Below are 26,951 nucleotides of genomic sequence, written 5' to 3'. Positions count from 1 at the left end.
AACCGGGCGGGCGCGACAGGCTCTAACGCGGATATGTCAGCAACCGGCCCGTTTCGCGAAGGGCGATCACATCCATCTCGATGCCGAAAATCCGTTTCAGCAGCGGTGGCTGAAAAACCTCTGCGGGTGAGCCTCGGGCGATCATGTGTCCGCCGCGCAGCGCGATGACCTCGTCGCAGAACCGTGCGGCCATATTGATGTCGTGCAATACCACCAGAATGCTTGCTCCGCCCTGCGCCAGCTTGCGCACAAGGTGAAGCACGTCAAGCTGATGGGCGATGTCCAGCGCCGCGATGGGTTCGTCCAGAAGCAGGCATTTCGCCTGCTGCGCCACCAGCATCGCCAGCCAGACCCGCTGCCGCTCTCCTCCGGACAGGGTATCCACCAGACGATCCGCCAACCCGTCGACGCCGGTCAGATTCATCGCCGCTTTAACCTGTCTGCGATCCTCGCCGGTGAAGCGGCCAAGCGCGCCGTGCCAGGGATAGCGCCCGACCGCCACCAGTTCCCGGACCTTGAGACCGGCGGCCGAAGGAAGCTGCTGCGGCAGATAGGCCAGTTCGCGCGCGAATTCCCGGTTCCCCCATTCAGCAAGCGGCCGGTTCATGAAGCGCAGCTTTCCCGAGCTTGGCTCCTGCTGGCCCGCGAGGATTTTCACGAGGGTGGATTTTCCCGATCCATTATGCCCGATCAGCCCGATGACGCCTTTTGCGGGCAGATTGATCGTCAGCGGGTGCAGCAGGCAGGTCTTGCCGATCGAGAAGGACATGTCCTCGATGGCAAAGGCCGGGCGGCGGGTGTCGTCCGGCGTGGCCGGGTTCCGATGGGCATTCATGCCTGCAAGCCTTCCTGTCGGATTGTGTCCGCATGTTCCGTGGTGACGATGCGGCCCGCGGACATGTGCAGCCGCTGATCGGCGATGTGGAAATAGCGGTCGTCGTGGGAAATGACGATCAGGGTCCGCCCGTCGCGGCGGAGATCGGGCAGAAGCCGGGTGTAGAACAAATGACGGAAGGCCGGATCCTGATCGGCGGCCCATTCGTCGAAGACCAGTACCGGCCTGCCTGTCACGCAGGCCTGAACGAAGGCAAGCCGCTTGCGCTGGCCGGTCGAAAGATCGGTGGTGCTGAAGGCGTCCTCGCGGATCGCGACCTTGCCGGTCAGTCCAAGAAGGTCCAGAAGCTCGGCTGCATGCCGGGCCTGTGTCTCTGTCGGGTTGCCGGTGATCTGCCGGAACAGGTGGAAATCCGACAGGACCGAGGCGAATAACTGGCGGTAATCGTCCCGGTTCGCGTCGGTCACCGGCATGCCATCCAGTTCCAGCGCACCGTTCTGCGGCAGATAAAGGCCCAGCAGGATCTTCAGCAAGGTGGTTTTGCCCGATCCGTTATCGCCGGTGATGAAGGTGATCCGGCCTTGCGGAATGTCCAGATCAACGGGGCCGAGGGTGAAGCCGTTCCGGTGGTCCGGCCTGTCTTCCGTGAAACGGTAGGATGCATTGCGCAGCGAGATCCGCCCGATGAATGCGGGGGTGGCCTGCTCATGCGGCGGCGTCAGCAGATCCGATTCTGCGCTGTGGAAGCGGCGCGACAGATCGGCGATGCGGCCAAAGGCGATCTGGGCGCGGTGGATGACCGGCAGGGTGCCGATCAGCTGATCGATCGGGCCTTTGACATAAAGCAGGATCAGCACGAAGCTTCCCAGCACCGCGCCCGAGGCGAAACCGGTATCCCGCCAGGACAACAGGACCGCGATCATGCCGAAGAACAACAGTGATCCGGCCGAACGGCCCAGCGCGTAATAGCCGATCGCGCCCATCTGCGTATGCCGGATACGCTGCGCGGTCGCGCGGATCTCGTCGGTGAACAGGGCAAGGCGGCGGGGACGGTCGAGACGCAGCTCTTTCGCGCCAAGCGCCAGCGCGTTGAAGGAATGCTGCAGGCGATCCTCGTCGTCCCGGGCGCGCTCGAAGCCTGCGATGCCCTTGTCGCGGACACGCGACTGGACCAGGGCGCTGAGGATAAGGCAGGCGCAGGCGATCAGAAAGGCGAGCGGTGCCAGCCATGCCAGCCACGCCAGACAGCCCAGCGTGATCGCCAAAGCGGCAGAGAGTGGCGCGACATTGAAGGCGAACATGCTGATCATGTCGATATCGCCGTTCAGAACGGTTTGCAGCCGGTGCAGGCGGTAACGCTCAAGCTGGTCAATGGGCGCATGCAGGATCTGCTCGGACAACCCGCAGCGGAGATCCGCGACCAGCCGCTGACCGACCGCATTCGTCCCCAGATCCGAGATGACCGACGCGGCGATAGCCAGGAGACCCGCACCACAATAGGCCAGCAACAGATGAGCAAGACCGGCAGAGGCCTGGCCACCGATTGCCGTGCTGATGGTTGCCAGCAACGCCGTCATCGCGAATCCGCTGACAATCCCGGCAAGCATCGCGAGGCTCAGGCGCAGGCGATAGGGGCGCAGCAGGATCAGCATCGCGCGCAGCGACTGGCGATCGGGTGCGGGGGCTGCCGTCATGGGTTATTCTCCGTGGTCATAGCTGCCCTCGACCATGCCGCGCTTCCAGTAATTCAGCGCATAGACGCGGGTGGCGGGTATTCCGCATACGCGCCGTGCATGGTTGCGGATGCGGCGCGCCGTGGCGGCCTCGGCGCCTGCCCAGACGAAGCTGTCCGCGCCAGTCCCTGTGCCCAGTGCCGTTTCGGCGGCCCGGGCCAGCCTGTCTCCGTTGCCGGTGGGTTCGTGCAGCCAGGTCAGCTTCATGGCGGCGGGCAGACGCAGCGTCTGCTGTTCCGCCGGGCCGGGGACCGAGATCAGCACCTCGCCCGCGGCATCTTCCGGCAGATGGTCCAGAATGAAGGCGATGGCGGGCAGCGCGGTCAGGTCGCCCGCAAGCAGATATCGCGCCGGCTCGCTGTCCAGAACACGGGCATGGGGCCGCCAGAGGCCGATTTCTTCCCCGGCTTCGGTCCGTGCGGCCCAGGCAGAGGCAATGCCGTCATCGCCATGCAGGACGAAATCCAGATCAATCAGATTTTCGGCATGGCGGAAGCGGCGGACGCTGTAGGTCCGGATCGCCGGGCGACGCTCGGGCGGGGGGTAGACGGCGTGGCCGCGCTCGTCGGCGGTGGGCCATTCCTGCCGCGCCATGTCGCTGCGCGGGATCAGGGCGTGGACATGCGGACCAAGTGCGCGCAGCGGGCAATCGAAGCGTGACAGGTCATCGACGTGGACCGTGACGCGCCGCATCAGGGGCGTCACGGATCGGGTTTCGGCCACGGTGGCGATGCGAAAATTCTCGGGCCTGCGGGGGATATTCATGGATCACCTCTGGCGTCTCAGAAGGACAAGGAAAAACGGCCCCGCCAGAAAACTCGCGAAGAGTCCGGCCGGGATCTGATAGGGAAAGATGACCGAGCGGCCCAACCAGTCTGCCGCGATCATGATCGCCGAACCGGCAAGAACGCTGGCGGCCAGATGGGAGCCGGGGCGCTGGAAACCGATCAGCCGCGCAAGATGCGGAGCCATCAGGCCGACGAAGCTCAGCGGGCCGACGGTCAGCGTGGCCGCCGCGGTGGCGCAGGCGGTCAGCATCAGCAGCCACAGCCGCATCCGCGCGACCGGAATGCCGACCGAATGTGCCACCCCATCGCCCAGCGGCAGGATGCCCAGTGGACGCAGGGCCAGCGGCAGGGCGGCAAGGACAAGACAGCCGATGATCGCGGTCATCACCGCGCCCGATCCGCTGACGCCATAGGTCGAGCCGGCCATCCAGCCCAGCATCCGGCCCATCCTGGGATCGCCGCTGGCCATCAGCACCGCCGCCAATGCGCTGAACATCGTGCCCGCCGCGATGCCGACCAGCAGCAGCCGGTCGGGCCCGACGCCCCGCCGGACCATCGACAGGATCACGGTCATGGTCAGGCCTGCACCCGCTGCCGTGGCGAGGAATTGCAGCTGCGGCGAGGGTGCCGGGCTGAGAAACAGCGCCACGATCAGCCCAAGCGCCGCGCCGGACGAGATGCCAAGGATCTCGGGACTGGCCAGCGGGTTGAGGGTGATGCGCTGGATCACCGCCCCCGCCGCCGCCAGCATCGCGCCGGCCATTCCTGCCGCCAGCACCCTTGGCCAGCGCCAATGCAGCATCTGGGCCAGTTCCGTTCCGCCAAGCCATAACCATCCGGACGGGCCCCGGCCCAACGTCAGGGCCATCCAGACCAGACCCGCAAGCGCGATCCCTGCAAGGATCAGCGGCATGAGCGGCCGGGCGATCCGCGTCGGATTTCCGACCGGCTGCGATGCCGCCACGCTGGACGGGCTGAGCCGGGGCAGAAGCCACAAAAGCAGCGGCGCGCCGATCAGTGCCGCTGCCGCGCCGGTCGGGATCTCTCGTGGGAGCGGCAGAAGCTGGACCAGCTGGTCGGTCACGCCCAGAAGCCCGGCGCCGATAAGGGGCGCGATGCAAAGCTGGGCTGCGACGCCGCGGGCGCCTGCGGATCGTGCGATGGCCGGGGCGGCCAGACCGATAAAGGCGATCATCCCCGCCATGCTGACGGTGCTGGCCGTCAGGCCAACGGCCAGAACCAGCGCTGCCGTCCGGGCAAGCGGCACATTGATCCCCAGCGCCCGCGCGCTTTCATCGCCAAGGGACAATATTCCCAGCGGCCGCACCAGCGCTGCCGCCGCGATTCCGAACAGCGCCATTCGCCATGCCAGCCCAAGCGCGTTTTCCCATCCGTTCTGGATCAGCGAGCCGGAACTCCACAGGAAGACGCCGGTCAGGTAATGACTGTTGAACAGGACCAGAACCCCGCTGACAGCGCCGGCATAAAGGCTGACGAAGATCCCGGCGACGATCATGCGGGTGGGTGATTGCGTTCGGCTGTGACCGATCAGCAGGACCAGCAGCATGGCGGCGACCGCCCCCAGAAAGGCGATGCCCTCGGAGCCCGCATGCCGCGCGATGCCGGGATCCCACAGCGTCGCCGCGACCAGCGCCAGTTGCGCCCCCGCCGAGACGCCAAGCGTCGTCGGCTCGGCCAGCGGGTTGCGCAGCACGTTCTGGAAGATCACGCCTGCCAAAGCCAGCCCGGCACCGGTCAGAAGGCTGACCGCAATGCGGGGCAGGTGGCTGTCGCGGGCCAGAAGAAGTTGCGGATCCTCCAGACCGGCGGGAGACAGCAGCAACGCCCAGTCCGCAGGCGGAAGCAGCCGCGCCAGCGTGATCCATGCCAGCGCCGCCACCGCGGCGAACAGCGAAAGCGCGATTGCCCCCGGAAGAGCAAGGCCCGACGACGGAAGATCGGCGCTGTCAGCCTGCATCCAGCGCACCTTCACGGATCAGGGTGGACAGGATGGCGGTGAAGTGACGTGCGGTCGGCAGGGCGCCATACATTTCGAGATAGGGGATGCCCGTCACGCGATCCTGTCGCACGAATGGCAACCGCCGCCAGATGGCGCTGTCGGACAAGGCGTCCAGCGCCACGTCGGTCACCGGACTTCGGATGTAAAGCAATGTGGCGTCGGGCGCGTCCGTCAGCTTCTCCACGCCCAGAGTCGCAATGCCCCAGGGTGTGGTCTCGCCCGTGAAGGCGTTTTGCAGCCCGGCCCTGCGCATGACCTGATCGAACAGGCTGCTGGTGCCGTAAAGGATCATGTGACGGCCATCGAGCAGTGGCGAGGCCAGATAGACGGGCCTTGGCTTTCGCGTCCGGACCAATCCGCGCAATGCGTCGATCTCGGCCCGGAAATCGCGCAGAAACGCTTCGGCCTCCCTGGTTTCGGCGATCACCTCTCCGGTTCGGCGCATGGCGGTTTCGGCGGCGGTGAAGCTGTCGGTCTCGCCGCCATAGATCGGGATCGAGATCACCGGCGCGATCCGCTCCAGCGCCGGAACCGGGGCGCCGATGCCGAATGAGCCGATGAACAGGTCGGGGGACAAAGCCTGCAGCAATTCCAGATTGGGTTCGTGGAAGAAGCCGATATCGACAGCGTCGCGCAGCAATGGCAGATCACCCTGCGCCTGACGATAACCGGCCAGTCCCGCCGCGCCGATGGGCGCGCGGCCAAGCGCAACCAGCATCTCGGTTGCCGGAGCATCGAGCGCGACGATCCGCGGAGCCGGTTGCGGCAAGGCAAGGCTTCCACAGGGACACAGCGCCGCCAGCGCAGTGAGTCCGCCGATCAGGGCGCGGCGCGACAACCCGCCCGCGCCCGGACCATATGCGCCCGGTCCGATGCAAGCGTCTTGCGCTACCATTGATATTTCAGCGTCGCGGTCACTGTCCTGCCCCGACCGTAGAAGCATTGCAGTTCCGACTGACAATAGCCGATATATTCCTTGTTCAGCAGGTTGTTGCCCGAGACCCGCAGTGTCAGCCCGTCATAGCGCGAATTGCGGCTGCCGAAATCATAGGCGACTGCGGCGTCCAACAATGTCTGGCCGCCGACCTCGACCGTATTCGCGGCATCGCCGAAGGATTTGCCCTGATAACGCATTCCGCCCGCAAGGCTGAGCCCCTGCAACGCCCCCTGCCGGAAACTGTAATCCAGCCAGAGCGACGCCTGATGATCCGGCACCATGTTCAACTCGTTGCCAAGCAGATATTCGGTTCCGTCATTGGCCTTGGTCACCTTTGAATCCGTATAGGCATATGACGCGATCAGGCTGAGCGCAGCTGTCAGTTCGGCTTTGCCTTCAAGCTCGAAGCCGCGCACCCGCGCCTCGCCGGTTTGCAGCATCCCGCCCGCGATCGGATCGGGATTCGGAGAAGTGATGTTCTGCTGGGTGATCTGATAAGCCGAAAGCGTCAGCATGCGCGAACCATCAGGGGATTCATATTTCACCCCCGCCTCGAACTGATCGCCCTCCATCGGTTTCAGCGGCCCGCCTTCCGGCGTCACGCCATCGACGGGATCGAACGAGGTCGAATAGGACATGAATGGCGCAAACCCGTTTTCCATCAGATAGGTCACGCCGATCCGGCCGGTCACTGCGGTGTCGCGATAGGAAAAATCCGCGCCCTGCATGGATTCGGAGGAAACCGCCTTCACCCGGTCGCCGCGCAGGCTGGCGGTCACGATCCAGTTGTTCCACCGCATCTGGTCCTGCGCATAGATGCCGATCTGCCGGCGCTTCATGCGATAGTCGATGCGCGGGATCAATTCGGGCGGGGTCGCGCCATAGACCGGATCGAACAGGTCGAACGAATCTTCGTATAGCCCCGAGGCAAAGCGATAGCTGTCCTTGAGACGCAGGTAATCCACGCCCAGAAGGACATTATGGGTGACCGCGCCGGTCATGAATTCGCCCTGAAGATTCGTGTCGAGAGTAAAGGTATCGGCTGCGGCCAGACCGTGAGAGGCCACGCGATAGGCATAGCGCTGCGTCGGATCCAGCATATAGGCAGGGCTGGATTTCGTATCCACGTCGACGCTGTTGAACTGCAGGTTCTGGCGCACGGTCCAGCCATTCCCGAATTCATGCCGCAAATTGTAGCCGACGGATGATTGCTCGCGCTGGTAACCGTCGAAACCCGGCTCTCCGGGATAGAATGACGCGGAAAGATGGCCATTGGGATTCGGCAGCAATGTTCCCGCCGCGGGAATCGCCGCGTAATCCGAAATGGTATCATCCTTCTGGTAATGCCCGAACAGCGTCAACGAGGTGGCCTCATCGGGTTGCCATGTGAAGGCCGGCGCAATGAAATCGCGGCGGTCATGGCCGAAATCGATCCGGCCATCGGCGTCGCGCGACAATCCGGTCAGCCGGTACTGGAATCGCTCATCGCCGCCGATCGGGCCGGAAAAATCGAACATGCCCTGCAGGCGTCCGTTATTTCCGGTCTCGAAGGCGATCTCGTGCTGCGGCTCCGGTGTCGGCCGCTTGGTCGTCAGATCGATCAGCCCGCCCGGCAGGTTCTGACCATACATGACCGATGACGGACCTTTCAGGACATCGATCCGCTCAAGCCCATATGGCTCGATCCGCAGGAAGGCAGAACTGTAGGCGCCATAGGGTAGACGCGATCCGTTCAGATTGTAGCGCATGAAGAAGCCGCGAGATTGCAGCACGTCGTTGCGGCTGTCGCTGTCGCCGAAACCCGCCACCACGCCGGGGGTGTAGCGCGTCGCCTCGGTCACGTCCTGCGAGCCCTGCGCCTCGATCTGATCGCGGGTGATGACATTCACGACCTGCGGCAGCTCGATCAGGGGCGTGTCGGTCTTGGTCGCGGTATAGGCGCCAGAGGCGATATAACCCTGTGTCGGCCCGCTCAGACCGCTGCCATGCAGCGTGATCGGTTGCAGCACGGTCGCCTCTGCGCCGGGCAAGGCGGAACGGGCTGGTATCTCGTAAATCGAGACGGTGGCGGCATTGGGGAAGGAATAGGCAAGACCCGACCCTTCCAGCAGCCGGGCAATCGCCTCAACCGGGGTCAGCTTGCCGCTGACCCCCGCCGTGCGCTTGTCTCCGGCAATGGCGGGGTTGTAGGTGACCTGAAGCATGGCCTGTTGTCCAAACCGGGCCAGCGCCTGACTGAGCGGCCCTGCCGGAATCGAGAATTCGTGCCGCTGATCCTGTATCTGCGCCGCGGCGGGCAGCGCCATCACGACGCCAAGGCCCAGCGTTGCCGTTGTCGTCGTCAGGACGGCTGCAAGCGCCCTGCAATTGAAGTATCGCGTTCCGCGATTGCCTGTGTGATGTCTCATGGCGGTTGCCACTCCGTGCGTTCCATTTACCGAAGGGGTCGCCCTGCCTGTTTCGCTGGGTAAGCGGTCCCTGGGCAAGAGAACGAACGAGCAGCGGCGATTTTCGGTGGAATCCGGAATTTTTTTGCTGAAGCGTCTCAGGTTTGACATGAGATACCAGTAATCCGGCTATCTTCCCACACGGAAGCAAGGGCTGCAGGCCCGCCGCGCGAGCCGCCCCGCCGGTTTCCCCTCCTTCTTCTTTGCCCAAATACCTCGGGGGTCCGGGGGCAGCGCCCCCGGCCATCGCGGGACGCAAGTCACCGGCCTTTCCGACTCAGTGCGGCACGCTCCAGCTTGCGGGTTCAGCCTCAAGCCGATTGCGCGATAAAATGCGGATTACCGCCGTCATGCGCCCATCCGCGGCGGGGCACTGCGCGGTCCCCATGGCAGGCAATGGTTGCCGATGTCCCGCATCAAACCCGAAGCGCTTTAAACGCGCGAGATAACCGTCAGATAGGGTGAAATCTGGCGGACCTTGCCATGATAGGGATGGACCACCGCCTCAAGCGCCATGATCGGGTTCGCCAGATCGAAGACACCGCTGATCTGTTCGTCGGCGAGCGATTGCGCCGCCAGCACGACACGGCCGGGTTGCCAGCGGGCGATGCGTGCCACGACGGCCGAGACGGGCTCGTTCTCGGCCACGATCAGTCCGGTTCGCCAGACCGCGACCTGATCCGGCGCGCGCTCTGCCATCCGGGGATCGCCGTCCGGGCCGAAGGACAGGCGTTCGCCGCCGGTGATGCGTGTCGCCTGCGGGCTGCCCGCAACGCGATCCAGCTGCACATCCACCTCGCCATCCGCGACGGCGACGCTGACCATCCGGGCATCGCGCCCAAGCTCGAACCGCGATTGCCGGGTGGTGACGATGACAGATCCCGAACTGGCGGTGAAGTCATGGGCAGGATCACGGGCGATCTCGAAAAAGGCCATGCCGGACAGCAGCCGGACACCGCGCCGGTCATCCGCGAAACGCAGCGCAAGCGCAGTGTCGGGGCCAAGCGTAGCGAAGCTGCCATCGGGCAGGGGCACGCGGCGGATCTCGGCGGTCGAGGTGACGAAATCGGCGCGGGCCCGGGTCACCAGCCCAGGCAGGGTCAGCGCGCCGCCAGCGGCCAACCCGCCCAAAAGCAGCGCGCGGCGGCCGATATGACGACTGGCTTCGGGCCGGTGCCGGTCCGACAATGCCTGCCCGGTCATGCCGTGGATCGCTGCCGCTTCCGCCCATGCCGCCTCATGCGCCGGGCTGATCATCCGCCAGCGCCGTGCCTGCTCGGGCGCGGATGGATCGTCGCGATGACGCAGGATCAGCTCCAGCGCCTCGTCGAACAACCGATCTTCTTCTGCCTGCTTGTCGGACATGGGTTTCCTGGCGGATGGCTGGGCCGCTGACGACATCGCTGGCGGAGAAATGTCAGACATCCCGCAGCCGGTCCCGGATATGCCGGTATGCGTCGCGGATCAATATCCATGTCTGGGTGGTGGAGAGGCCGATGCGCTGGCCGATCTCGGCATTGCTCAGGCCGTCCAGCCGGTGCAATCTGAAGGCAAGCTGGGTTCGCTCGGGCAGTTCCGCCAATGTGCGGATGACGATCCTGATCCGCTGCCGGTCATAGATGATGGTTTCGGCGCCGGGCGCGGGATCGGCGATCTGGTGCAGCGCCTGATCGCCGATATGCTGTATCGTGACCGTTCGGCCCCGCCTTTCGTGATCGATCACCAGATTGCGGGCGATCCGGTAAAGATAGGCGCGGGGATTATGCGCCTCGCCACCTGGTTTGGCGGTCATCATGCGAAGAAAAGCGTCCTGCGTGATGTCGGAGGCCATATCGTCGGACATGCCGCCACGCCGCAGGGAGCCGGTCAACTCACCCGCGTAGCGTCTGAACAATGTCTGAATGTCCCACGCCAATCAAAAGCCCTCACGCCGCCAGGTCGGTTCGACGGATCCGATAAGGCTCCGGTTTCGGAGCCATGATGATTTCCTACTGTTTCTATCAGCAATACATCGGCCGTCTGATTGTTCGCAAGAACGAAATCATCTGGCCATATTCCGACTGCTTGTGGCGTTCCGGCGGTGCCGCGTGACAGATATCGCCCGGCCCCGCTGTCAGCACTGGTCGTATGTGACAATATAAAGTCTTCTGATAAAAAAGTTTTTTGGCTACTTGACAATTTCCCGGGATCGACCGAACTGGATCGCAATCCGCGAAATGCCAGCCCGAGCCAGCAAGCCGCAGCTTACTGGAAGGGTTTGAAATGTCTGCTGAACCGCGCAGGCTCGCAATGTTGCGGGCGACGACGGCATTGATGGCTGCGCTCTCGTTTTCCCAGGCTCATTCACAACAGGTGGATGCGGGACAGGATGAACAGAGCCCAGTGATACTTGCTCCCATCACCCTGCTGGCCGACCGGCAGGGCACCGATCCGGATGAGGTCCCGGCCTCGGTTTCGATCATAGATGGTACCGAGATCGGCGAACGTGGTCTGGACGACATGCAGAAGCTGGTGCGTTATACACCCGGCGTCGAAGTCTCGCGCCAGACCTCGGCCACGGATCCGTTCAACACCTTTGGCGGGTTCACCATACGCGGTGTCGGCGGCAACCGCGTTCAGATGCTGGTCGATGGATCCCGTGTTCCCGAACGGATCACCGACGGCACCCGCGATTATCTGGATCTGAGTTTCACCAGACAGGTCGAGATCGCCAAGGGTCCGGCATCGGTCCTGTGGGGTGCCGATGCGCTTGGAGGCGTTGTGGCGGTCGAGACGATCGATCCCGACGATCTGCTGCAGGGCCGCGATTTCGGCGGCACCGCCCGGATGTCACATGACACGTTGAATAACAGCAGCTCGATTGCCGGTGCGTTTGCGCAAAGGATGGGCAAGGATCTGTCGGTCATGCTTGGCGTATCGCGCACCGACGCACATGAAGCCGAATTGTCCAATGCCCGCGACGATGGCGGGATCTACGGTTGTCCGCGCAATGTCGATTACGGAGCCACGACATGCGGCGAGCTGAACCCCGCGGATATTCAGGCAACCCGGCTGCTGGGCAAGGCGGTTTGGGAACGTGGCGATGAACACCGGCTGGAATTCTCGGTCGAGTGGCTCAAGCGCGATACGGCGGTTGAATATAACAATACGCTGGGCCCGGTCTATTCGACGGTGACCGGCCTTCCGACAGGCGAAGTCAATCATAATTACCACCGCGAGAAAGATTTGTACCGCAAGCGGTTTGCGCTTGAACATATCTGGAAACCGGAAAGCCGTTTCGTGGATGAAATCAAGACCACGCTTGCCTTTTCGCCAAACGGTTACGACCGCCACGGCCGGAAATGGAGCACATCGGCGACCGGCGATCAGCTTATCACCGATGATTATCTGAGTTATGAAGAGGATTACCTTGAACTGGATATTCAGGCGACCTCGCGCTTTGAGACCGGGGCGGCGCACCATACCGTGACCTGGGGTTTCGACGGCGATCGCGCCAGGATCGATTACAGCAGGCTGGATGTCGTCAATAATCTGACCACCGGTGCCGTAACCGAATCGCCGGCGGGTGGCTTCAACTTTGCCAACGCGGATATCCGCCGCGCCGATATATATGTGCAGGACAGCATATCGCTTCTGGATGGCGCGCTGGAAATCACGCCCGGGCTGCGCTTTGCGACATACAGGATGGATCCGCGGCCCAATGCCGATTATCAGGTGATCGAAGGTTCCGAGCCGCGTATGCGCGAGGATGAAACCCTGCTGAAAAGCCTTGGCGCATTGTACCGTTTCGGCGACGGCTGGCAAATCTGGGGGCATTACGGCGAAGGTTTCAAGATGCCGACCGCGCAGCAGCTTTATACTTCCGTGCCGGGCGCGTTCTTCGATCTGATCCCCGCACCGGATCTTGAGCCCGAGAAAGTCAAAAGCATCGAGGCCGGGCTGCGCCGTGAAACGGAACGCGGATTTTTCGGCATTACCGCCTTCAGTGCCGATTACGACAATTTCATCGAGGAATTCTACAACCCGCCGGGAACCACCGATTATACCTATCGCAATCTGTCATCGGTGCATATCTGGGGGCTGGAGCTGGAAGGCCGCTACGAGATCAGCGATACTTTGCGTCTGATGGCATCATCGCTGGCAGTTGTATGTCGCGGCGGCTTTGGCCGGACTGCGCCAGATCACGATGGGCTTCGAGATGTTTCCCGCCCGTGCCAATCCGATATTGGCCGAATGGGTCGCCGGCGGCCTGACCGAAGAAGAATTCCTGTTGCGTGTGGACTGGGCCAGCGTCTGGGGGTTCCCGGCCGAACTTTATATGCCGCTGTTTCATTTCTGCCGGGATATGCAGATTCCCATGATCGGTCTGAACGTCAAAAGAGATCTCGTGCGCTCGGTTGGTGCATCGGGCTGGGACGGCACATCGGATGATCTGAAAGAGGGGCTGACCCGCCCGGCCGTCTCGCCCATGGCCTATCGTCGATTCATTTTCGAACTGACCGGTGGAAGCCGGCCGGATCGCAAGGCGCAAGCCCCGGATGACCCCGCATTCGACAATTTCGTGGCGGCCCAGGAAGTCTGGGACCGGGCCTTTGCATCTCGTCTGGCGGATTCCGTGGCGCAGAACCCGGACCGGCTTGCCATTGGCGTCATGGGGAAAGGCCATATCCAATATGGCGGCGGCGTGCCGTGGCAACTGCGCGATCTTGGACTAGCAGAGAGTTTCGTTGCCGTGCCGGCAGATATGGACGAGCTTTGCGATCCGAATGCCGCCGATGCGACCATGCTGCTCAGGAATCCGTAGCGCGACCGCGACAGTAGTTCCGGGCCGGAACCGATCAAAACCCGGATCGACGGCATGATCGGTTTAACGGAAGTTGTAAGTCACCCTCGCCAACCGGGATATATCGGGCTGTAGCGCCGAATGGGGGCCGTGTCGTTCGGCGGGCCGAAAACGACGGAACGGCGAGGCATTTGGCGCTACAGCAAGGTCAAGGATATGATCCAGTCCGTTCCGACGGGCGATCTGAACGATGAAGGCGAGGCCCTGTCGCAAAGCCGCAATATCGGCGATCGGCTGGGACTGGTGGCGAACTACACCTGGCTGGATCGCGGGATCTCCGATCCGGTCCGCGCCGATTATTGCGCTACCGATACGCCGCGTCACAACGCATATCTGCGGCTGGACTGGCAGGCGATGGACAATCTGACCATCTCGCCCTCCATCGAGCTGTCCAACTCGCGCCTGTCGGAAAGCGCGATCCAGCTCGAGGATCCGGGCAAGATCGTCTATGCCCGCATGGGTGGCTTCGGGCTGGCCAATCTGGACGCCGAATGGCAGGCGACCGATCAGGCCAGCGTCGTGTTCGGCATCCGCAATCTTTTCGACCGGGATTACCAGCTGATCGAAGGCTATCCCGAGCCGGGTCGCACATTTTTCCTGACGACCCGCATGACGTTCTGATCCCGTGGAGATAGGAAACGCCCGTGTCATCCCGGTTCCGCTGTATGATCCGGCGGGTATTCCGTGAAACCGGAGATAACTCTGCGGAACAGCGGCTGCGGGTCGTTCCTCGACCCGTTAGCCCTTAGCGATATCCGTCAGATGGTTTCGCCGCCAGAGCGTCGGCTCAGGCGCAACGCGCCGCGCAGGGCCAGAGCCTCCATGCCGCTCTGCCTGCCGTCAAATCCCATGCGGCGCATCGCCCGTTCCTCATCCGGCAACGCATGCTTGCCAAGGGCTGCCGCCAATAGCCGTGCCTTTCCCCGAAGGGTTGCCGAAAGGTCCTTCAGCACAGACAGCGCGGGCAGCAATTGCTGCTCGATCTCGTCGAAATCGGTGCCGAAGGGAAAGCGCGGAAGCGATGCCCGATGCGGATCCAGCCATTCGGTCAGCCGTTCCGGTGAATTCCGCATGGCCGTGACGGGCAAGCGAAAACTCTCGGGCAGCTTGCCTGCCGATTTCGCGCGCCGGAGAAGGTTCGGCTGGAAACGGCTGTCGGCGATGGCGATCAGGGCGGCGATGACCTGCGCATCGGTCTTGCCGCGCAGATCGGCGATGCCATATTCGGTCACGACGATATCGCGCATATGGCGCGGAACGCTGACCGAGGGCAGCGACCACGAGATATTGCTGCCAAGCCTGCCATCCGCCATCCGGGTGGCCGGAAGGGTGATGATCGCCCGCCCGTCATCCAGCGCGAAAGCCTGCTCGACGAAGTTGAACTGCCCGCCGATGCCACTGATGACCTTTCCGTCGGCGACGGCGTCGGACATGATATCGCCCAATACGGAGACCTGCATGGCCGCGTTCACGAAACGCGCCTTTTTTCGCGCTGCGCGTTTGCCGGATTCGTCGCCATACAGTTGATTTGTGAAGCTGACCGGCACCATACCGATCCGGGCAAGGCGGCCGGGATCCATCTGGCGCAGGCGGCGATAGAAGTCCCGTGTCTCGACGAAGAAACCGGCATGGATCGCGCAGCCATCGACTTCGCGGTCGATCACGCCCGCCTCGAACAGTTCCAGCAATCCGCCGACCAGCATCTCGGTGACGGCATAAAGCCCGGCCGTGAACGGCCCATCCTGACCTTGCGGAAGGGTGAAGGGACAATCCGCCTGCAGGGCCTTGACCTTGTCGTGATGGCGCAGAAGCAGGGCGTTCGCCACCGCATCGCCGACCGAGCCGATGCCGATCTGCAATGTGCCGCCATCCTCGATCAGGCGGCTGACATGCAACCCGATCGCATGGCTTGCGTCATCGACGGGGCGTTTCGGGGCGGAAAACAGTTCGTAATCATCGGGGCGGTCAAGCACCAGCGCGAATTCACCGGGATCGAGGACCGCATCGCGCCCGGCGAAAAACGGCAGTTCCGCATGGGTTTCGGCCACGGCCAGAAAATCCAGCATGCCGTCGCGCCGCATCCGGAACAGATCGGCCGAGATGTCGGTATTGCCCGACAGGCTGAACCGCCCGTCCGCTTCGGCCACCAGTTGCGCTACGACATTCGGGCGAAGCCGGGCCAGAAGCCCAAGCGCATGGGTATAATTGACCGAGATATAATCCTGCTGTGCCTGCGCGACATTACCCCAGCGACCGGCCATGAAGAAGAATTCGTTCACGGTGATATTGCCGGGCAATTCCCCGCGCCGCAGCAGATCGGCATAAAGCAGGCCGGGATAGGCGCCGAACAGCCGGTCCATCGCGGGTTCCAGAAAGCGCCGCTCGATCCCGCTGCCGGGCCGGGGCCGTTCCAGCGTCAATGCGGTGAAGATCAGCAGATCGATCCGGGGATCGTCGCAGGCAAGCTGCACCAGCGCATTCGCAACCCGGACCGGCTTGCCCAGACCAAGCGGCAGCGCAAGCCGGATCGTGCCGCCGGTTCGCCTGACGATTTCCCGCGCGATGGCATCGGCGTCGTGAAACCGTGTCATTCGTCCCAGCCCGGATCGGGGCGGAACCTTTCACCGTGACGATCCGCCAGTTCCGCCAGCCTGTCCCGGATCCGGTCAAAGCCGCGCGTCCTCGCGTAATGCATCGGCCCGCCCCGGAACGGTGCGAAGCCGGTGGCGAAGATCATCGCGCCATCCACCTGATCGGCATTGCGCACGACATTCATGCGCAGGCATTCCATGCAGGCATCCAGCATCGGCAGGATCAGCCGGTCCTGAAGATCCTCGGGGCCTGCCTCGGTCGCCTGGGGATGCGGCGCGCCGTTCGACCAGTCGTAAAAGCCGCGCCCGGCCTTCTTGCCGGTCTCGCCTGCCTCGACTTTTTCGCGCAGGCGCGGGCTGATGTCGGGCATCGGTTTGTCCAGCGCCGATTTCAGGCTTTCGGCCACGTCCAGACAGATATCCAGGCCCACCTGATCGGCCAGCGTCACCGGACCCATCGGCATGCCGAAATCAAGCGCCGCGCGGTCGATGACCACTTTCGGGACGCCTTCATCCATCAGCACCATCGCTTCCATCAGATAGGGCGTCAACGCGCGATTGACCAGAAAGCCCGGATAATCGCGCAAGGCCGCGGGCAGCCGGTCGATGGAGGCGCAAAAAGCCGCAAGGCGATCGGCGGTATCGGGGGCGGTGCGGTCGTGGCTGACAATTTCGACCAGTTGCATCTTCGCGACCGGATTGAAGAAATGCAGCCCGGCGAAACGCGCGGGATCGGGCACCGATTTCGCCAGTTCCGCCAGCGCCAGACTGGAAGTATTCGTCGCAAGGATCGCCCCCGGCTTCATGCGGGCACCCGCCTCGCGATGGATTTTTGCCTTCAGATCCGCGTCCTCGGGGACAGCCTCGATCACCAGATCAGCACCGGCGTAACCGTAACCTTTCGGGTCCGGCATCAGCCGGTCCAGCGCGTCGCGTGTCTCGATGCTGTTCAGATGGCTGTCGCGGCAAATCTGTGCCACCTGCCTGATCGCCCGGGCCAGCGCCTCGGGGCTGATATCGCCCAAGGTCACGCGCTTGCCCCGGATCGCGGCCCAGCCGGCGATGCCGGCGCCCATTTCGCCCGCGCCGATCACATGAACATGGCTGATCCCGTCATCGCCGCCACCATCCTTTTTCAGGCTCCGGCGCAGGAAAAAGACGCGGCGCAGATTGCGCGAGGTTTCGCTGTCCAGCAATCCGGCAAAGCTGGCGATCTCGGCCTTCTGCATTGCTTCGGGGTCATTGCCATGGATTTCCCACAGATCGATCAACGCATAGGGTGCGGGGAAATGCGCCGGGGGCGCCTTCTTTTCGGCCTCGGCCCGCATCCGGGCGGCGGCGAGGCTGCGCAGCTTGCGCAAGGCGAAGGCGCGGGCCTTCAATCCTTTGGCCGGAGGATCGATCTTGCCGTCGACGACGGCCCCGACCGCCGCGCGGACATGGCGTTCCTGAGTAACGATATCGACGATGCCCAGCTTTTTCGCCTTTTGCGTATGCGCGGATTTACCGGTCAGCATCAGGGTCATCGCCTCGACGGGATCGATCAGCCCGGTCAGCCGGAACGTGCCGCCAAGGCCCGGATGCAGGCCCAGATTCACCTCGGGGAATGCGAATTTCGCGCCGTCGATCGCAATGCGATGATCACAGGCCAGCGCGATCTCGAACCCCGCGCCAAGCGCTGCGCCATGAATGACGGCGATGGTCGGGCAGGGCAGGGCCTCCAGACGGTCCAGCACGGCATGACCCTGTTCCAGCAGACGGATGGCGCTTTCGCCGCTGATCCGGTCGAAACTGTCGATATCCGCGCCTGCCGCGAAACCGCCAGGTTTGGCCGAGCGGATGACCAGCGCCCGTGGCACCGTCTCGGCCAGTTTCCGCAGCGCCGCGTCAAGGCCGGTCAGAACCTCTTCCGACACGATATTGACCGGGCTGTCCGGGCAATCCAGCACCAGCCAGACGATGCCGTCATCCTCGGCCTGTCGCCAATGATGGGCGGCGGCGGTACCGGGTGGCCCAAGTTCGAGCTTTGACTTGTCGAGGAAATCCAGAACCTTGTTTGCCATCATACCGCCTCCAGCAGCATCGCGCCGCCCTGCCCGCCACCGATGCACTCGGTGGCAATGCCGCGGCGATGGCCAAGGCGGCGCATGGCATTGGCCAGATGCAGCACGATCCGGTTGCCGCTGGTGCCGACCGGATGACCAAGCGAGATCGCTCCACCATCGACATTCAGCCGGTCGCGGTCGATCCGCCCGAAGGGCTGTTCAAGTCCCAGTACCTCGTGGCAGAAATCCGCGTCCTGCCATGCCGCAAGACAGGCCAGAACCTGCGCCGCAAAAGCTTCGTTGATTTCCCACAGGTCGATATCGCCGCAGGAAAGCCCCTGCCGCCGCAGAAGCGGCGTCGTGCTGAAGACGGGGCCAAGCCCCATGACCGAGGGGTCAAGCGCCGCCCATTCGCTGTCCACGATCCGCGCCAGCGGCGACAGCCCGTGACGTTCCACCGCCTGTTCCGAGGCAAGGATCGTCCAGCTTGCCCCGTCTGTGATCTGGCTTGCATTGCCGGCCGTCACCTTGCCGTAAGGCGGCTCGAAGGCGGGTTTCGGTTTCGCCAGCCCCTGCATGTCGCTGTCGGGGCGCACGCCGTCATCCTGCGGATAGGCGTTCCCGTCGCGGTCGAAGGCGGGCATCACCTCATCCTCCAGCCAGCCCTGTTCCTGCGCCTGTGTCAGCCGTTGGTGACTGTCCAGCGCATAGGCATCGGCGGTTGCGCGGTCGATGCCGAAACGGTGGGCAAGGATTTCGGCGGTCTGGCCCATGTTCAAAGCGGTGACCGGGTCGGTCAGGCCGCGTTCAAGGCCGATGACGGGCTTCAGGAATTGCGGCCGGAACCCGGCCATCGCTTTGGCGCGCGTCACGACGTCCCGGGCATTGTTCAGACTGCCAAGCCATTCGACCGCTTCCCGCCGCAGGACAAGGGGGGCATGGCTCAGCGCCTCGGTTCCGCCGGCCAGGATAATGTCATGGCTGCCCTCGCGGATATAGCGCAAGGCGGTGTCGATGGATTGCATTCCCGATCCGCAATTGATCTGCACGCTGAACGCGACGGTGCTGTCGGGCAGGCCCAGACGCAGCGCGGCCACGCGGGCGGGGTTCATCTCATCGGCGATGACATTGACGCAGCCCAGGATCACCAGTTCGATCAGGTCGGCCCCGAATGGCTGCCGCGCCAGCAGGGGCCGGCCGCATTGCACCGCCAGATCGACCGGGGTGAAGGGGCCGGGCTTGCCTCGCGCCTTCAGGAAGGGCGTGCGCGCGCCATCCACCAGATAGACGGCCCGGGTCATTGCGCGGCCTCTTTGACTTTGTCGCCGGGATAGAACCGAGCCAGTTCCCCGGGCGTGAAATCGTCGACGGCGATGACCTGCGCGACGAGTTCCTCCATTTCGGCAAGCTGCGTCCTTTCCGCCTGAGAGATCAGCCCGGCCGCCAACCCGCTGTCGGGATCGTGCCCGGCCTCGCGCAGCTTCGTCGTGACCGGCGCAAGGCTCGTCACGGCGGCGAAGGCGCGATTCAGCAAGCCGACACCGCCATGCGCGCAGCCGTCGTCCAACCGCCCGACGATCCGGTCGCGGGTGGGCGAGGGCGAAAAGATCAGCCCGGCGCAGCGTTCGACCAGCAGATCGTCCGGCGCGCGGGAGCCGCCGCCGGGCAGGGTCAGGAGCCGGCCGATAGCGGCGGCCCATCGGGCGGGAAAGTTTCGCAGCACCTGATCCAGCGAGTCGCGGATACTGGCAAAACCACGCGCGGCGGCATATTCCAGCAGCGGCAGATCCTCGGCCGGCTGTCCGTCGTCGCGCCACCGCTTCAGTGCCGCTGACAGCAGATACATCTCGGACAGGGCGTCACCCATGCGGATCGAGATCATCTCCTTGCGTTTCAACGCCCCGCCCATGGTCAGGAAAGCCAGTTCCGCGACTAACGCCATCGCCGCCGACCAGCGCGACAATTGCCGGTAGATCGGCGCCGTGGCGCCCGCATCGCCGGGCACGGACACAAACCGCGCACCGGACCATGCCCGCCACCATGCCCGTCCCGCTGTTCGCAGCGCATGGCCGACATGCGCCCAGAACGCCCGGTCGAAAGCATCCAGGCTTTCCTCTTCGTCCTCGATCTGCAGGGCCTGCATCTCGTCCAGCAGATGCGGATGCGCACGGATCGAGCCCTGGCCGAAGATGATCAGTGCGCGGGTGACGATATTGGCGCCCTCGACCGTGATGCCGATGGGTACGGCGCGATACAGGGGTAACAGATAGTTCGACGGGCCGTCGATGACCGCCTTGCCGGAATGCACGTCCATTGCATCATTCACCGCCTCGCGCATGCGGGCCGTGGCATGGGCCTTCATGATCGCGGAAATGACCGATAAGGCGCGGCCCTGATCAAGGCCCGCGCAGGTCAGGCGGCGGGCGGATTCCATCACATAGGCATCGGCCGCAAGCCGCGCCATGGGCTGCTGGATGCCTCCGAATTTTCCGATCGGCAGGTTGAACTGCTGGCGGATGCGGGCATAGGCCCCGGTCACATGGGCCGAAACCGAAATCGCCGCGCAGCCCATCGAGGGCAGGGATATGCCGCGTCCGGCGGCAAGCGCGCTCATCAGCATCATCCAGCCGCGCCCGGCATATTCCGGTCCACCGACGATATGATCCAGCGGGATGAAGACATCCTTGCCGGTCGTCGGGCCGTTCATGAACATCGTGGTCGACGGAATATGCCGTCGGCCGGTTTCCACCCCCGGCAGATCGGTCGGAACCAATGCGCAGGTGATGCCGATGTCTTCGTCGTCACCCAGCAGGCCGTCCGGATCGCGCAGCTTGAAGGCAAGACCCAGCACCGTGCAGACCGGCGCAAGGGTGATATAGCGTTTGGCCCAGTTCAGGCGGATGCCCAGAACCTCCTGCCCGTCCCACATCCCTTTTTCGACGATGCCTTCGTCGCGCATGGCCGAGGCATCCGATCCGGCCTCGGCGCTGGTCAGACCGAAGGCGGGCAATTCGCGGCCATCGGCCAACCGGGGCAGCCAGTGACCCTTCTGCGCATCGGTGCCGAACTGGTGCAGCAGCTCGCCCGGGCCAAGCGAATTCGGGACCATCACCGTCACCGCCGCCGCCACCGAGCGGGTCGAGATATAGCGCACCACCTCGGAATGGGCAAAAGCCGAGAAGCCAAGGCCGCCGTGTTCCTTGCCGATGATCATGCCGAAAAACCGGTGCCGGCGCATATGCCGCCAGATTTCGGGAGAGAGATCGGCATCGGTCTGGTTCACCCGCCAATCGTCGATCATGCCGCAAAGTTCGCGGCAGGGGCCGTCGATGAAAGCCTGTTCCTCGGCGGTCAGTTTCGGGGTCGCCGTCGAATGCAGCTTGTCCCAGCCGGGATTGCCCGAAAACAGTTCGGCATCCCACCACACCTCGCCCGCGCCAAGCGCTTCCGCCTCGGTCGCGGATAGTTGCGGCAGGGCGCGTTTGGCCCATCTGCGGATCGGGCGGCTGATCCGGTCTTTGCGAAAGCCAGTCATGATACCTCCTTACCTCCTCGGAACTCAACCGCCTGCGGAAAGCCGGGTTCCATAGCTGCGGGCAGTCAGGCGCTTTCCCGGCGGGTTACCGTTGGAACGATCGTGCCAGCCGGCAAGCCACGGGCACATCATGTCGCGCGGAATGGTCTTATTCCAGTTTTGCGAATATATGCGTTTTTCTTCTTCATAAGCATCCAATGTGGCGTGGATGTAGAAATTCACCTCGTCGCAGGTCAAAATCGTGCGTGTATTGGTGCAGACCGAGCAATCGGCCCGGGAAAAGCCGCGTTTCGTGGCGGTCATGCCGCATAGCGACGTGAAATCCGCGTCGCGGAAACTGTAGCGTTCTTCCGTCCGGCGGCGGATGATCAGGTCGATTTCGGGAATCCGGTAACTGGCATCATCGTTCACCACCTCCAATGCGACTTCGTCCTCCACCATCGAGCGCACGACCCGCCAGGAATATTAGGGTTCGGTCAGGCGCTCGGTCTCAAGCCGCGGCGCGATCTCGGGTTTTCCCAACTCGCGCAGTTCGGGAACGTCGCGCGAAGATAGACCTCATCAGCGTCCTTACGAAGAATGGGTTGATTGTATTGACAAACGACGAACCCTCCGGTTGTGTGATTTGTACATCCCGCAAAGCCTTTCTTTTCACAAAAATGAAGCATTTACGTTATCTTATGCCCAATCGCGCCGCCGTTTCAGTTTTCTTTGCCGTCCTTCTTGTTGCTGCCGGAATATTATCGGCCGATGCACAGACTGATGAGACGATCGAGACAACTCCTACCCCTGCGCCACTGGCTGTCGGCGTTTATGTTCACCCGCCATTCGTGATGAATGAGGATGGCCATTATCAGGGTATGGCCATCGATTTATGGGAGTGGCTGGCCGACCAGCGTGACGTGGAAAGTGAATATATCGAGTTCGACAATGTCGGTGAACTCGTGGATGCGACGGCCTCGGGGCAGGTTGATATTGCCGTGACCAATATGAGCGCGACGAGGGATCGCGCCGAGCGTATCGATTTCACCCATCCCTGGTTCGATGCCGGCCAACGCATCATGGTCAATGATGATCGCAGCGCCGGCTTCTCGGATATCCTTTCAGGACTGAGTGAAACGGGTCATCTGCGCGCCTATGGCTGGATCGCTCTGGTCATCATTGCGGCCACATTTCTCATGACGCTGTTCGATCGCCATTTCGACAAGGATTTTCCACATCGCTGGCGCGACGGTATCGCCGAAAGCTTCTACTCGGTCATGTCGGTCGCGACCTCCGGCAGACCGCCATCGCGGAAAAACCTGTTCGGCTGGCTTGGCCGCGTCTGGCAAGGGTTATGGCTTGTCTGCGGCATCGCTGTTCTGGCCTATGTGACCTCGTCGGTCACCAGCGTCATGACGACATTGTCGCTGACCAGCCAGATCAACAGCGTGGCAGATCTGTCCGGTCGTACCGTCGGAGTCCAGCCCGGCAGCGCGGCGGATGATTATGCCCGGGAGCTTGGCATCAACACACGTCCTTTCGAGCATATCGACGAGGCTATGGATGCTCTCCTGAACGGGCGTATTGATGCGATCATCGACGACGCCCCAGTTCTCGAATATTATGCCCATACCAATCCGCAACAGCCTGTCACCGTGGTCGGGCCGATTTTCGCGCCCGACAAATATGTCTTCGGGCTGGTTCACGAGAGTCCGCTCACGCGTCCGCTGACTGTCGAATTGATCGGAGCGCATGAAAGCGGCCGCATCGAACAGATCAGGGAGCAATATTTCGGTGATGATGAATAAGGAAAATTTCATGAAACATGTTTTACTGAGCTCTGCATTTATCGCCCTGACACTGCATCCTGTGCACGCGGATCAGTGCGAGGATGCGGCAGATCAGGCGACGATGACCGAATGTGCGCAAAAGGCTTATCAAGCCTCTGATGCCGAGCTGAACAGGATATATCAGCAAATCGAGCATCGATTGAATGACGACGCCGATCGTAGGGAACTTCTCGCCCAAGCGGAACGCGCCTGGATAACTTTCCGCGATGCCGAATGCAGCTTTTCGGCCTCGGCAGCTGCCGGTGGCACTGTTGCTCCGATGGTTCAGGCAATGTGTCTCGATGAGTTGACACAACAACGTATAGACGCTCTCCGGCTGTATCTGGATTGCCCGGAAGGCGATCTGAGTTGTCCGTTGCCACCGGCGGGCTGAACCATGCAAATCGATCAAAGAACGGAGGGATCATGATAGGCTTTAAAGCAATCATATCCGGCCTTGCGTTTCAGGGTATTGCGGCACTGGCCGGGGCGGCTTATGCGGATTCCCCCTGTGCCGGGGTCGATACGGATCTCACGGATCCGCGTACGCAGGATTATACGAAGCTGATCGCAGAAACGGTTTCGGAAGGTCTGGAAGGCTCGGAGCAGCTGCAACCCTCCGATGTCGAGATTTACAGTTACCTGGAAAGCGGCAATTGGAGTGCGGTTGAAGCTGCAGTGCCGACGGCCGATATCGGCATGTTTTTCTTTGAGGAGATTGATGGCCTCAAGGAATTTCGGGACGTGTGGGGCGGCTGGGCCGATCCTTCCGATCGTCCCGAGCTGATCGCATGGGCAGAAGCATTGGGCACCCCCGAGGAACTGGCCACCTGCTTTGCGCATGTTATCATCGATGATGTAGGGGAGAACCAGGGGTCAACGCCGACATCTTCACCGCCCGGTTGAGTGGCAGCGACAATCTGATCAGTTGCGATGTCATTGACGGTTCGCTTGCGGATGTGGTCGCAACGATGCCCGTTGCGCTGCATTGGCATTGATCGTGGCGGGCAAGGAGATTCACGTCAGGCCGTGTGATGTTCAGATGTGTTTCCGGTATCCTTCGACGGGGAGGACGTAACATGAAACTCGCCTACTCCGTCGATTTATGCAACGCGCCGCGCTATTATTCTAATCGAGACCGTATTGGCGGCGCGCGATCCAGCTGAGATCATAGACCAGCCAGATAAGCCCGCTGAGGGTTACGCCACGCAACGTCCTGGCCCGCAGTGCCGCTACCGCGATGATCATACCGAACGACAGCCGCAGCAGATATTCGTGTCCCAGCCCTTGCAGATGGGCCTGTCCCTTTATCAGCGTGTCGAACAGGTCGAAGACGAAAGACAGCGCGAAAAGACCGTAAAACCAGCGCCGGCGACGCATGAAAAAGCTTTCACTCTCGACATGCTCCGGCAGCGCGTCCGGAAAGAGCAGCGTGGCCATGAGAAAATGCAGTGAGGCATAGCTGAGGATAAAGACATAGGTACCGAAATGCCAGTCTATGACGCGGCGCAGGCCGAATTCCCACCACCAGAAATGCACGGCACCGAGCAGGATCACGAAAGCCCAGGTGATCTGGGCGAACATGCCTTCGGTGCGGGTGGGAAACTGGATGCGCCGAGACAACCCCGACAGGACGCGCGTGATTGCCAGGCCAAGGATCAGGCTGACGAGGATCCGAAGATGGCCGTAGGCGTCCATGCAGGTATCTGTCCTTCTTCGTGTGGCAATTCCTTGTAATTCTCGTACATTATCTTGATTATCGACTCCAGACTATGGGCAATAAGCTAAGTGAGCAGCCGGTCCCGGCCCGATATGGCGCATCGTCATGTCGTCGTGGAAGGCGGCGAGCTGAATTGCGTAAGCCTGCAGATTTGCGATGAATCCCAACCTCACAAACTTGATAACGAACGGCGGTGAGGCGATCACCGAATGGCACGACATCCGCGTCATCGTAGAGGACAACACCAAGACGATCTACTATGATCTTTGGCAATTTTGTTGAGTCATCTTGATTTCCATTCGTCTTCGATAGCTCGCCATACGAGGTGCCATATTCAAGGCAAAAACACCCACTAATTCGTCATCCTTCAAGCACTCTACTAGGAATTTTCTGTCTGCGAGGCTACCCGAGACAACCTGAAAACGGGTTGCAACCCCAGGCACGCCAATCGACTGCAGCTTATAACTGTATTGATCGGTCCAGAACGACGGTAGGGGGGTATATGGTGGGCTGTGTTCGTCCATCAGGGAAAGCGCGGCAGCAGCACCTTGCTGGGCCGCGTTGGTCCAGTGCTCGATGCGCATTTCGGAATTGTTGTAGCCCCGGTGGGTGAAAACGGCGACATCTCCGGCAGCGGCAACCCTGCCTTCGCCGTTCATGGCTCGGCAGAAGGCGTCGCAAACGACGCCATTGCGCAGGATGAGGCCGGAACCCTCCAGCCAGTGGGTTGTTGGGCGCGAACCGATGCCAATCAATATGTGATCGGCATCGATCGTTTCGCCATCATCAAGGATAACAGCCCGAACACGATCCTCGCCAGTCAATCCGGTAACTGTGCGACCAAACCGGAACCTGACGCCTTCTTCTTCATGTATGTGGCGGAAAACCTGTGCGATTTCGGACGGGAGAGCCCGTGCCATCGGCTGATCAGCCTGATCGATGATCGTTACATCCAGCCCTAATGTGCGGGCACTGGCCGCGACCTCACAGCCAATGAAGCCCGCGCCCACAATGACCAGGTGATCGCCCGCATTCATGTCAGTTCGAAGCTGTTTTGCATCTTCGATCCTGCGCAAGACATGGATGCCCGGCAGATCCACGTTCGGAAGCGGAGGGACAATCGGGTCGACACCGGTCGCGATCAGCAACCGATCATATCTCAACGAGTTCTCGGTGCTCAGTTTCACTTCGCGTTTGGCAATATCGAGACCGGTTGCCGATATGCCCAGATACCAGTTGAGGTCGAGATCCTCGGCGACCGGGAACGTGAGTTCATCAAAATCCTGTTGACCGGTGAGGAGCTGTTTGGAAAGCGGTGGGCGGTTGTAAGGCGCTGAGTTCTCGGCGCCGATGATCGAGATGTTTCCGTCATAACCGTATTCACGCAGTGCCTCGGCGGCGCGCAGACCCGCCAAAGAAGCGCCGATAATGACAAATTGATCCCGGCCGGACATTATTATTCCACCTTGATTGCGAGTTGAGGACAAGCCTTGGCGGCTTTTTCGACGCGGGCGCGTGCCTCCTCGGGCACTTCTTCGGAATAGACCAGCTCGTCGTTATCATCGAACTGGAACTCTTTCGGTGCGACGAAGACGCATTGTCCGTGATATTCGCAAAGGTTCATATCGACTTTAACTTTGACCATT

At 62.3% G+C, this 26,951-nt stretch carries 21 protein-coding genes and 1 pseudogene; 6 read left to right on the top strand and 16 right to left on the bottom strand.

Annotated features, from left to right (window positions below; all coding sequences use genetic code 11):
- Positions 1-22 precede the first annotated feature (22 nt).
- From D3P04_RS08950 to D3P04_RS08915, 8 genes are all read right to left on the bottom strand, one after another.
- Positions 23-769 carry an ABC transporter ATP-binding protein gene (locus tag D3P04_RS08950; protein WP_408634365.1) on the bottom strand — a complete coding sequence of 249 codons (747 nt, stop codon included), beginning with the start codon at positions 767-769 and terminating at the stop codon, positions 23-25.
- A gap of 62 nt (positions 770-831) precedes the next feature.
- Entirely contained in the window at positions 832-2,529 is a 1,698-nt protein-coding gene (locus tag D3P04_RS08945) for a cyclic peptide export ABC transporter (RefSeq protein WP_119747998.1), read from the bottom strand.
- A gap of 3 nt (positions 2,530-2,532) precedes the next feature.
- Positions 2,533-3,333 (bottom strand): siderophore-interacting protein, encoded by an 801-nt coding sequence (locus D3P04_RS08940; RefSeq protein ID WP_119747996.1) that lies wholly within the window; start codon positions 3,331-3,333, stop codon positions 2,533-2,535.
- Between the two features lie 3 nt (positions 3,334-3,336).
- Positions 3,337-5,334, bottom strand: coding sequence for a Fe(3+)-hydroxamate ABC transporter permease FhuB (gene fhuB / locus D3P04_RS08935; protein WP_119747994.1), 1,998 nt, complete (start codon positions 5,332-5,334; stop codon positions 3,337-3,339).
- Positions 5,324-6,271 carry an ABC transporter substrate-binding protein gene (locus D3P04_RS08930; RefSeq protein WP_182912791.1) on the bottom strand — a complete coding sequence of 316 codons (948 nt, stop codon included), beginning with the start codon at positions 6,269-6,271 and terminating at the stop codon, positions 5,324-5,326. Before D3P04_RS08930 ends, fhuB begins: the two co-directional genes overlap by 11 nt.
- Entirely contained in the window at positions 6,265-8,721 is a 2,457-nt protein-coding gene (locus tag D3P04_RS08925; protein ID WP_182912790.1) for a TonB-dependent siderophore receptor, read from the bottom strand. The genes D3P04_RS08930 and D3P04_RS08925 overlap by 7 nt, the downstream gene beginning before the upstream one ends.
- Positions 8,722-9,192: 471 nt before the next feature.
- Positions 9,193-10,125: a FecR family protein gene (locus D3P04_RS08920; RefSeq protein WP_119747988.1), complete on the bottom strand. Its 933-nt coding sequence runs from the start codon at positions 10,123-10,125 to the stop codon at positions 9,193-9,195.
- 52 nt (positions 10,126-10,177) lie between these two features.
- Positions 10,178-10,675, bottom strand: a complete 498-nt coding sequence (locus D3P04_RS08915; protein WP_119747986.1) for an RNA polymerase sigma factor — start codon at positions 10,673-10,675, stop codon at positions 10,178-10,180.
- A gap of 347 nt (positions 10,676-11,022) precedes the next feature.
- Here D3P04_RS08915 and D3P04_RS08910 point away from each other — a divergent pair.
- The 3 genes and pseudogenes from D3P04_RS08910 to D3P04_RS08900 form a co-directional block, all read left to right on the top strand.
- Positions 11,023-12,885: pseudogene (locus D3P04_RS08910) on the top strand (TonB-dependent receptor domain-containing protein); the annotation flags it as partial.
- Between the two features lie 61 nt (positions 12,886-12,946).
- Positions 12,947-13,564, top strand: a complete 618-nt coding sequence (locus D3P04_RS23325; protein ID WP_232844940.1) for a ChaN family lipoprotein — start codon at positions 12,947-12,949, stop codon at positions 13,562-13,564.
- Between the two features lie 195 nt (positions 13,565-13,759).
- Entirely contained in the window at positions 13,760-14,224 is a 465-nt protein-coding gene (locus D3P04_RS08900; RefSeq protein ID WP_232844939.1) for a porin family protein, read from the top strand.
- Between the two features lie 137 nt (positions 14,225-14,361).
- On the opposite strand, the gene D3P04_RS08895 is transcribed toward D3P04_RS08900, so the two are convergent.
- The 5 genes from D3P04_RS08895 to D3P04_RS08875 are packed head-to-tail and all read right to left on the bottom strand — an operon-like array spanning position 14,362 to position 22,215.
- Positions 14,362-16,194, bottom strand: a complete 1,833-nt coding sequence (locus tag D3P04_RS08895; protein ID WP_119747980.1) for an acetyl-CoA hydrolase/transferase C-terminal domain-containing protein — start codon at positions 16,192-16,194, stop codon at positions 14,362-14,364.
- Positions 16,191-18,260 carry a 3-hydroxyacyl-CoA dehydrogenase NAD-binding domain-containing protein gene (locus D3P04_RS08890; RefSeq protein WP_232844938.1) on the bottom strand — a complete coding sequence of 690 codons (2,070 nt, stop codon included), beginning with the start codon at positions 18,258-18,260 and terminating at the stop codon, positions 16,191-16,193. The genes D3P04_RS08895 and D3P04_RS08890 overlap by 4 nt, the downstream gene beginning before the upstream one ends.
- Positions 18,257-19,540 (bottom strand): acetyl-CoA C-acetyltransferase, encoded by a 1,284-nt coding sequence (locus tag D3P04_RS08885; RefSeq protein ID WP_119747978.1) that lies wholly within the window; start codon positions 19,538-19,540, stop codon positions 18,257-18,259. The genes D3P04_RS08890 and D3P04_RS08885 overlap by 4 nt, the downstream gene beginning before the upstream one ends.
- Positions 19,537-21,774: an acyl-CoA dehydrogenase gene (locus D3P04_RS08880; protein WP_119747977.1), complete on the bottom strand. Its 2,238-nt coding sequence runs from the start codon at positions 21,772-21,774 to the stop codon at positions 19,537-19,539. The genes D3P04_RS08885 and D3P04_RS08880 overlap by 4 nt, the downstream gene beginning before the upstream one ends.
- Before the next feature lie 24 nt (positions 21,775-21,798).
- Positions 21,799-22,215, bottom strand: coding sequence for a hypothetical protein (locus tag D3P04_RS08875; RefSeq protein ID WP_119747975.1), 417 nt, complete (start codon positions 22,213-22,215; stop codon positions 21,799-21,801).
- A gap of 239 nt (positions 22,216-22,454) precedes the next feature.
- Here D3P04_RS08875 and D3P04_RS08870 point away from each other — a divergent pair, with 239 nt between their 5' ends.
- From D3P04_RS08870 to D3P04_RS08860, 3 genes are read left to right on the top strand one after another with little or no spacing between them, the layout of a single operon-like run.
- A complete protein-coding gene (locus D3P04_RS08870) occupies positions 22,455-23,564 on the top strand; it encodes a transporter substrate-binding domain-containing protein (protein WP_119747973.1) in 1,110 nt (369 codons plus the stop codon).
- On the top strand, positions 23,554-23,979 hold the full coding sequence (locus D3P04_RS08865) for a lysozyme inhibitor LprI family protein (protein ID WP_232844953.1): 426 nt from the start codon (positions 23,554-23,556) through the stop codon (positions 23,977-23,979). Before D3P04_RS08870 ends, D3P04_RS08865 begins: the two co-directional genes overlap by 11 nt.
- Positions 23,980-24,011: 32 nt before the next feature.
- Complete coding sequence (locus D3P04_RS08860; protein WP_119747971.1) at positions 24,012-24,491, top strand: hypothetical protein; 480 nt, start codon at positions 24,012-24,014, stop codon at positions 24,489-24,491.
- Positions 24,492-24,713: 222 nt separating this feature from the next.
- On the opposite strand, the gene D3P04_RS08855 is transcribed toward D3P04_RS08860, so the two are convergent.
- From D3P04_RS08855 to D3P04_RS08845, 3 genes are all read right to left on the bottom strand, one after another.
- A complete protein-coding gene (locus tag D3P04_RS08855; RefSeq protein WP_119747969.1) occupies positions 24,714-25,283 on the bottom strand; it encodes a hypothetical protein in 570 nt (189 codons plus the stop codon).
- Between the two features lie 279 nt (positions 25,284-25,562).
- The gene (locus D3P04_RS08850) at positions 25,563-26,759 is read right to left on the bottom strand and encodes an NAD(P)/FAD-dependent oxidoreductase (RefSeq protein ID WP_119747967.1); all 1,197 of its coding nucleotides are present in this window, start codon (positions 26,757-26,759) and stop codon (positions 25,563-25,565) included.
- A gap of 2 nt (positions 26,760-26,761) precedes the next feature.
- Positions 26,762-26,950: a ferredoxin gene (locus D3P04_RS08845; RefSeq protein ID WP_119747965.1), complete on the bottom strand. Its 189-nt coding sequence runs from the start codon at positions 26,948-26,950 to the stop codon at positions 26,762-26,764.
- Position 26,951 lies beyond the last annotated feature (1 nt).

Origin of the sequence: Paracoccus onubensis, assembly GCF_003591515.1 — a bacterium.
GTDB classification, from domain to species: Bacteria; Pseudomonadota; Alphaproteobacteria; order Rhodobacterales; family Rhodobacteraceae; genus Paracoccus; species Paracoccus onubensis.
This window is presented reverse-complemented; position numbering and strand designations above follow the sequence as displayed.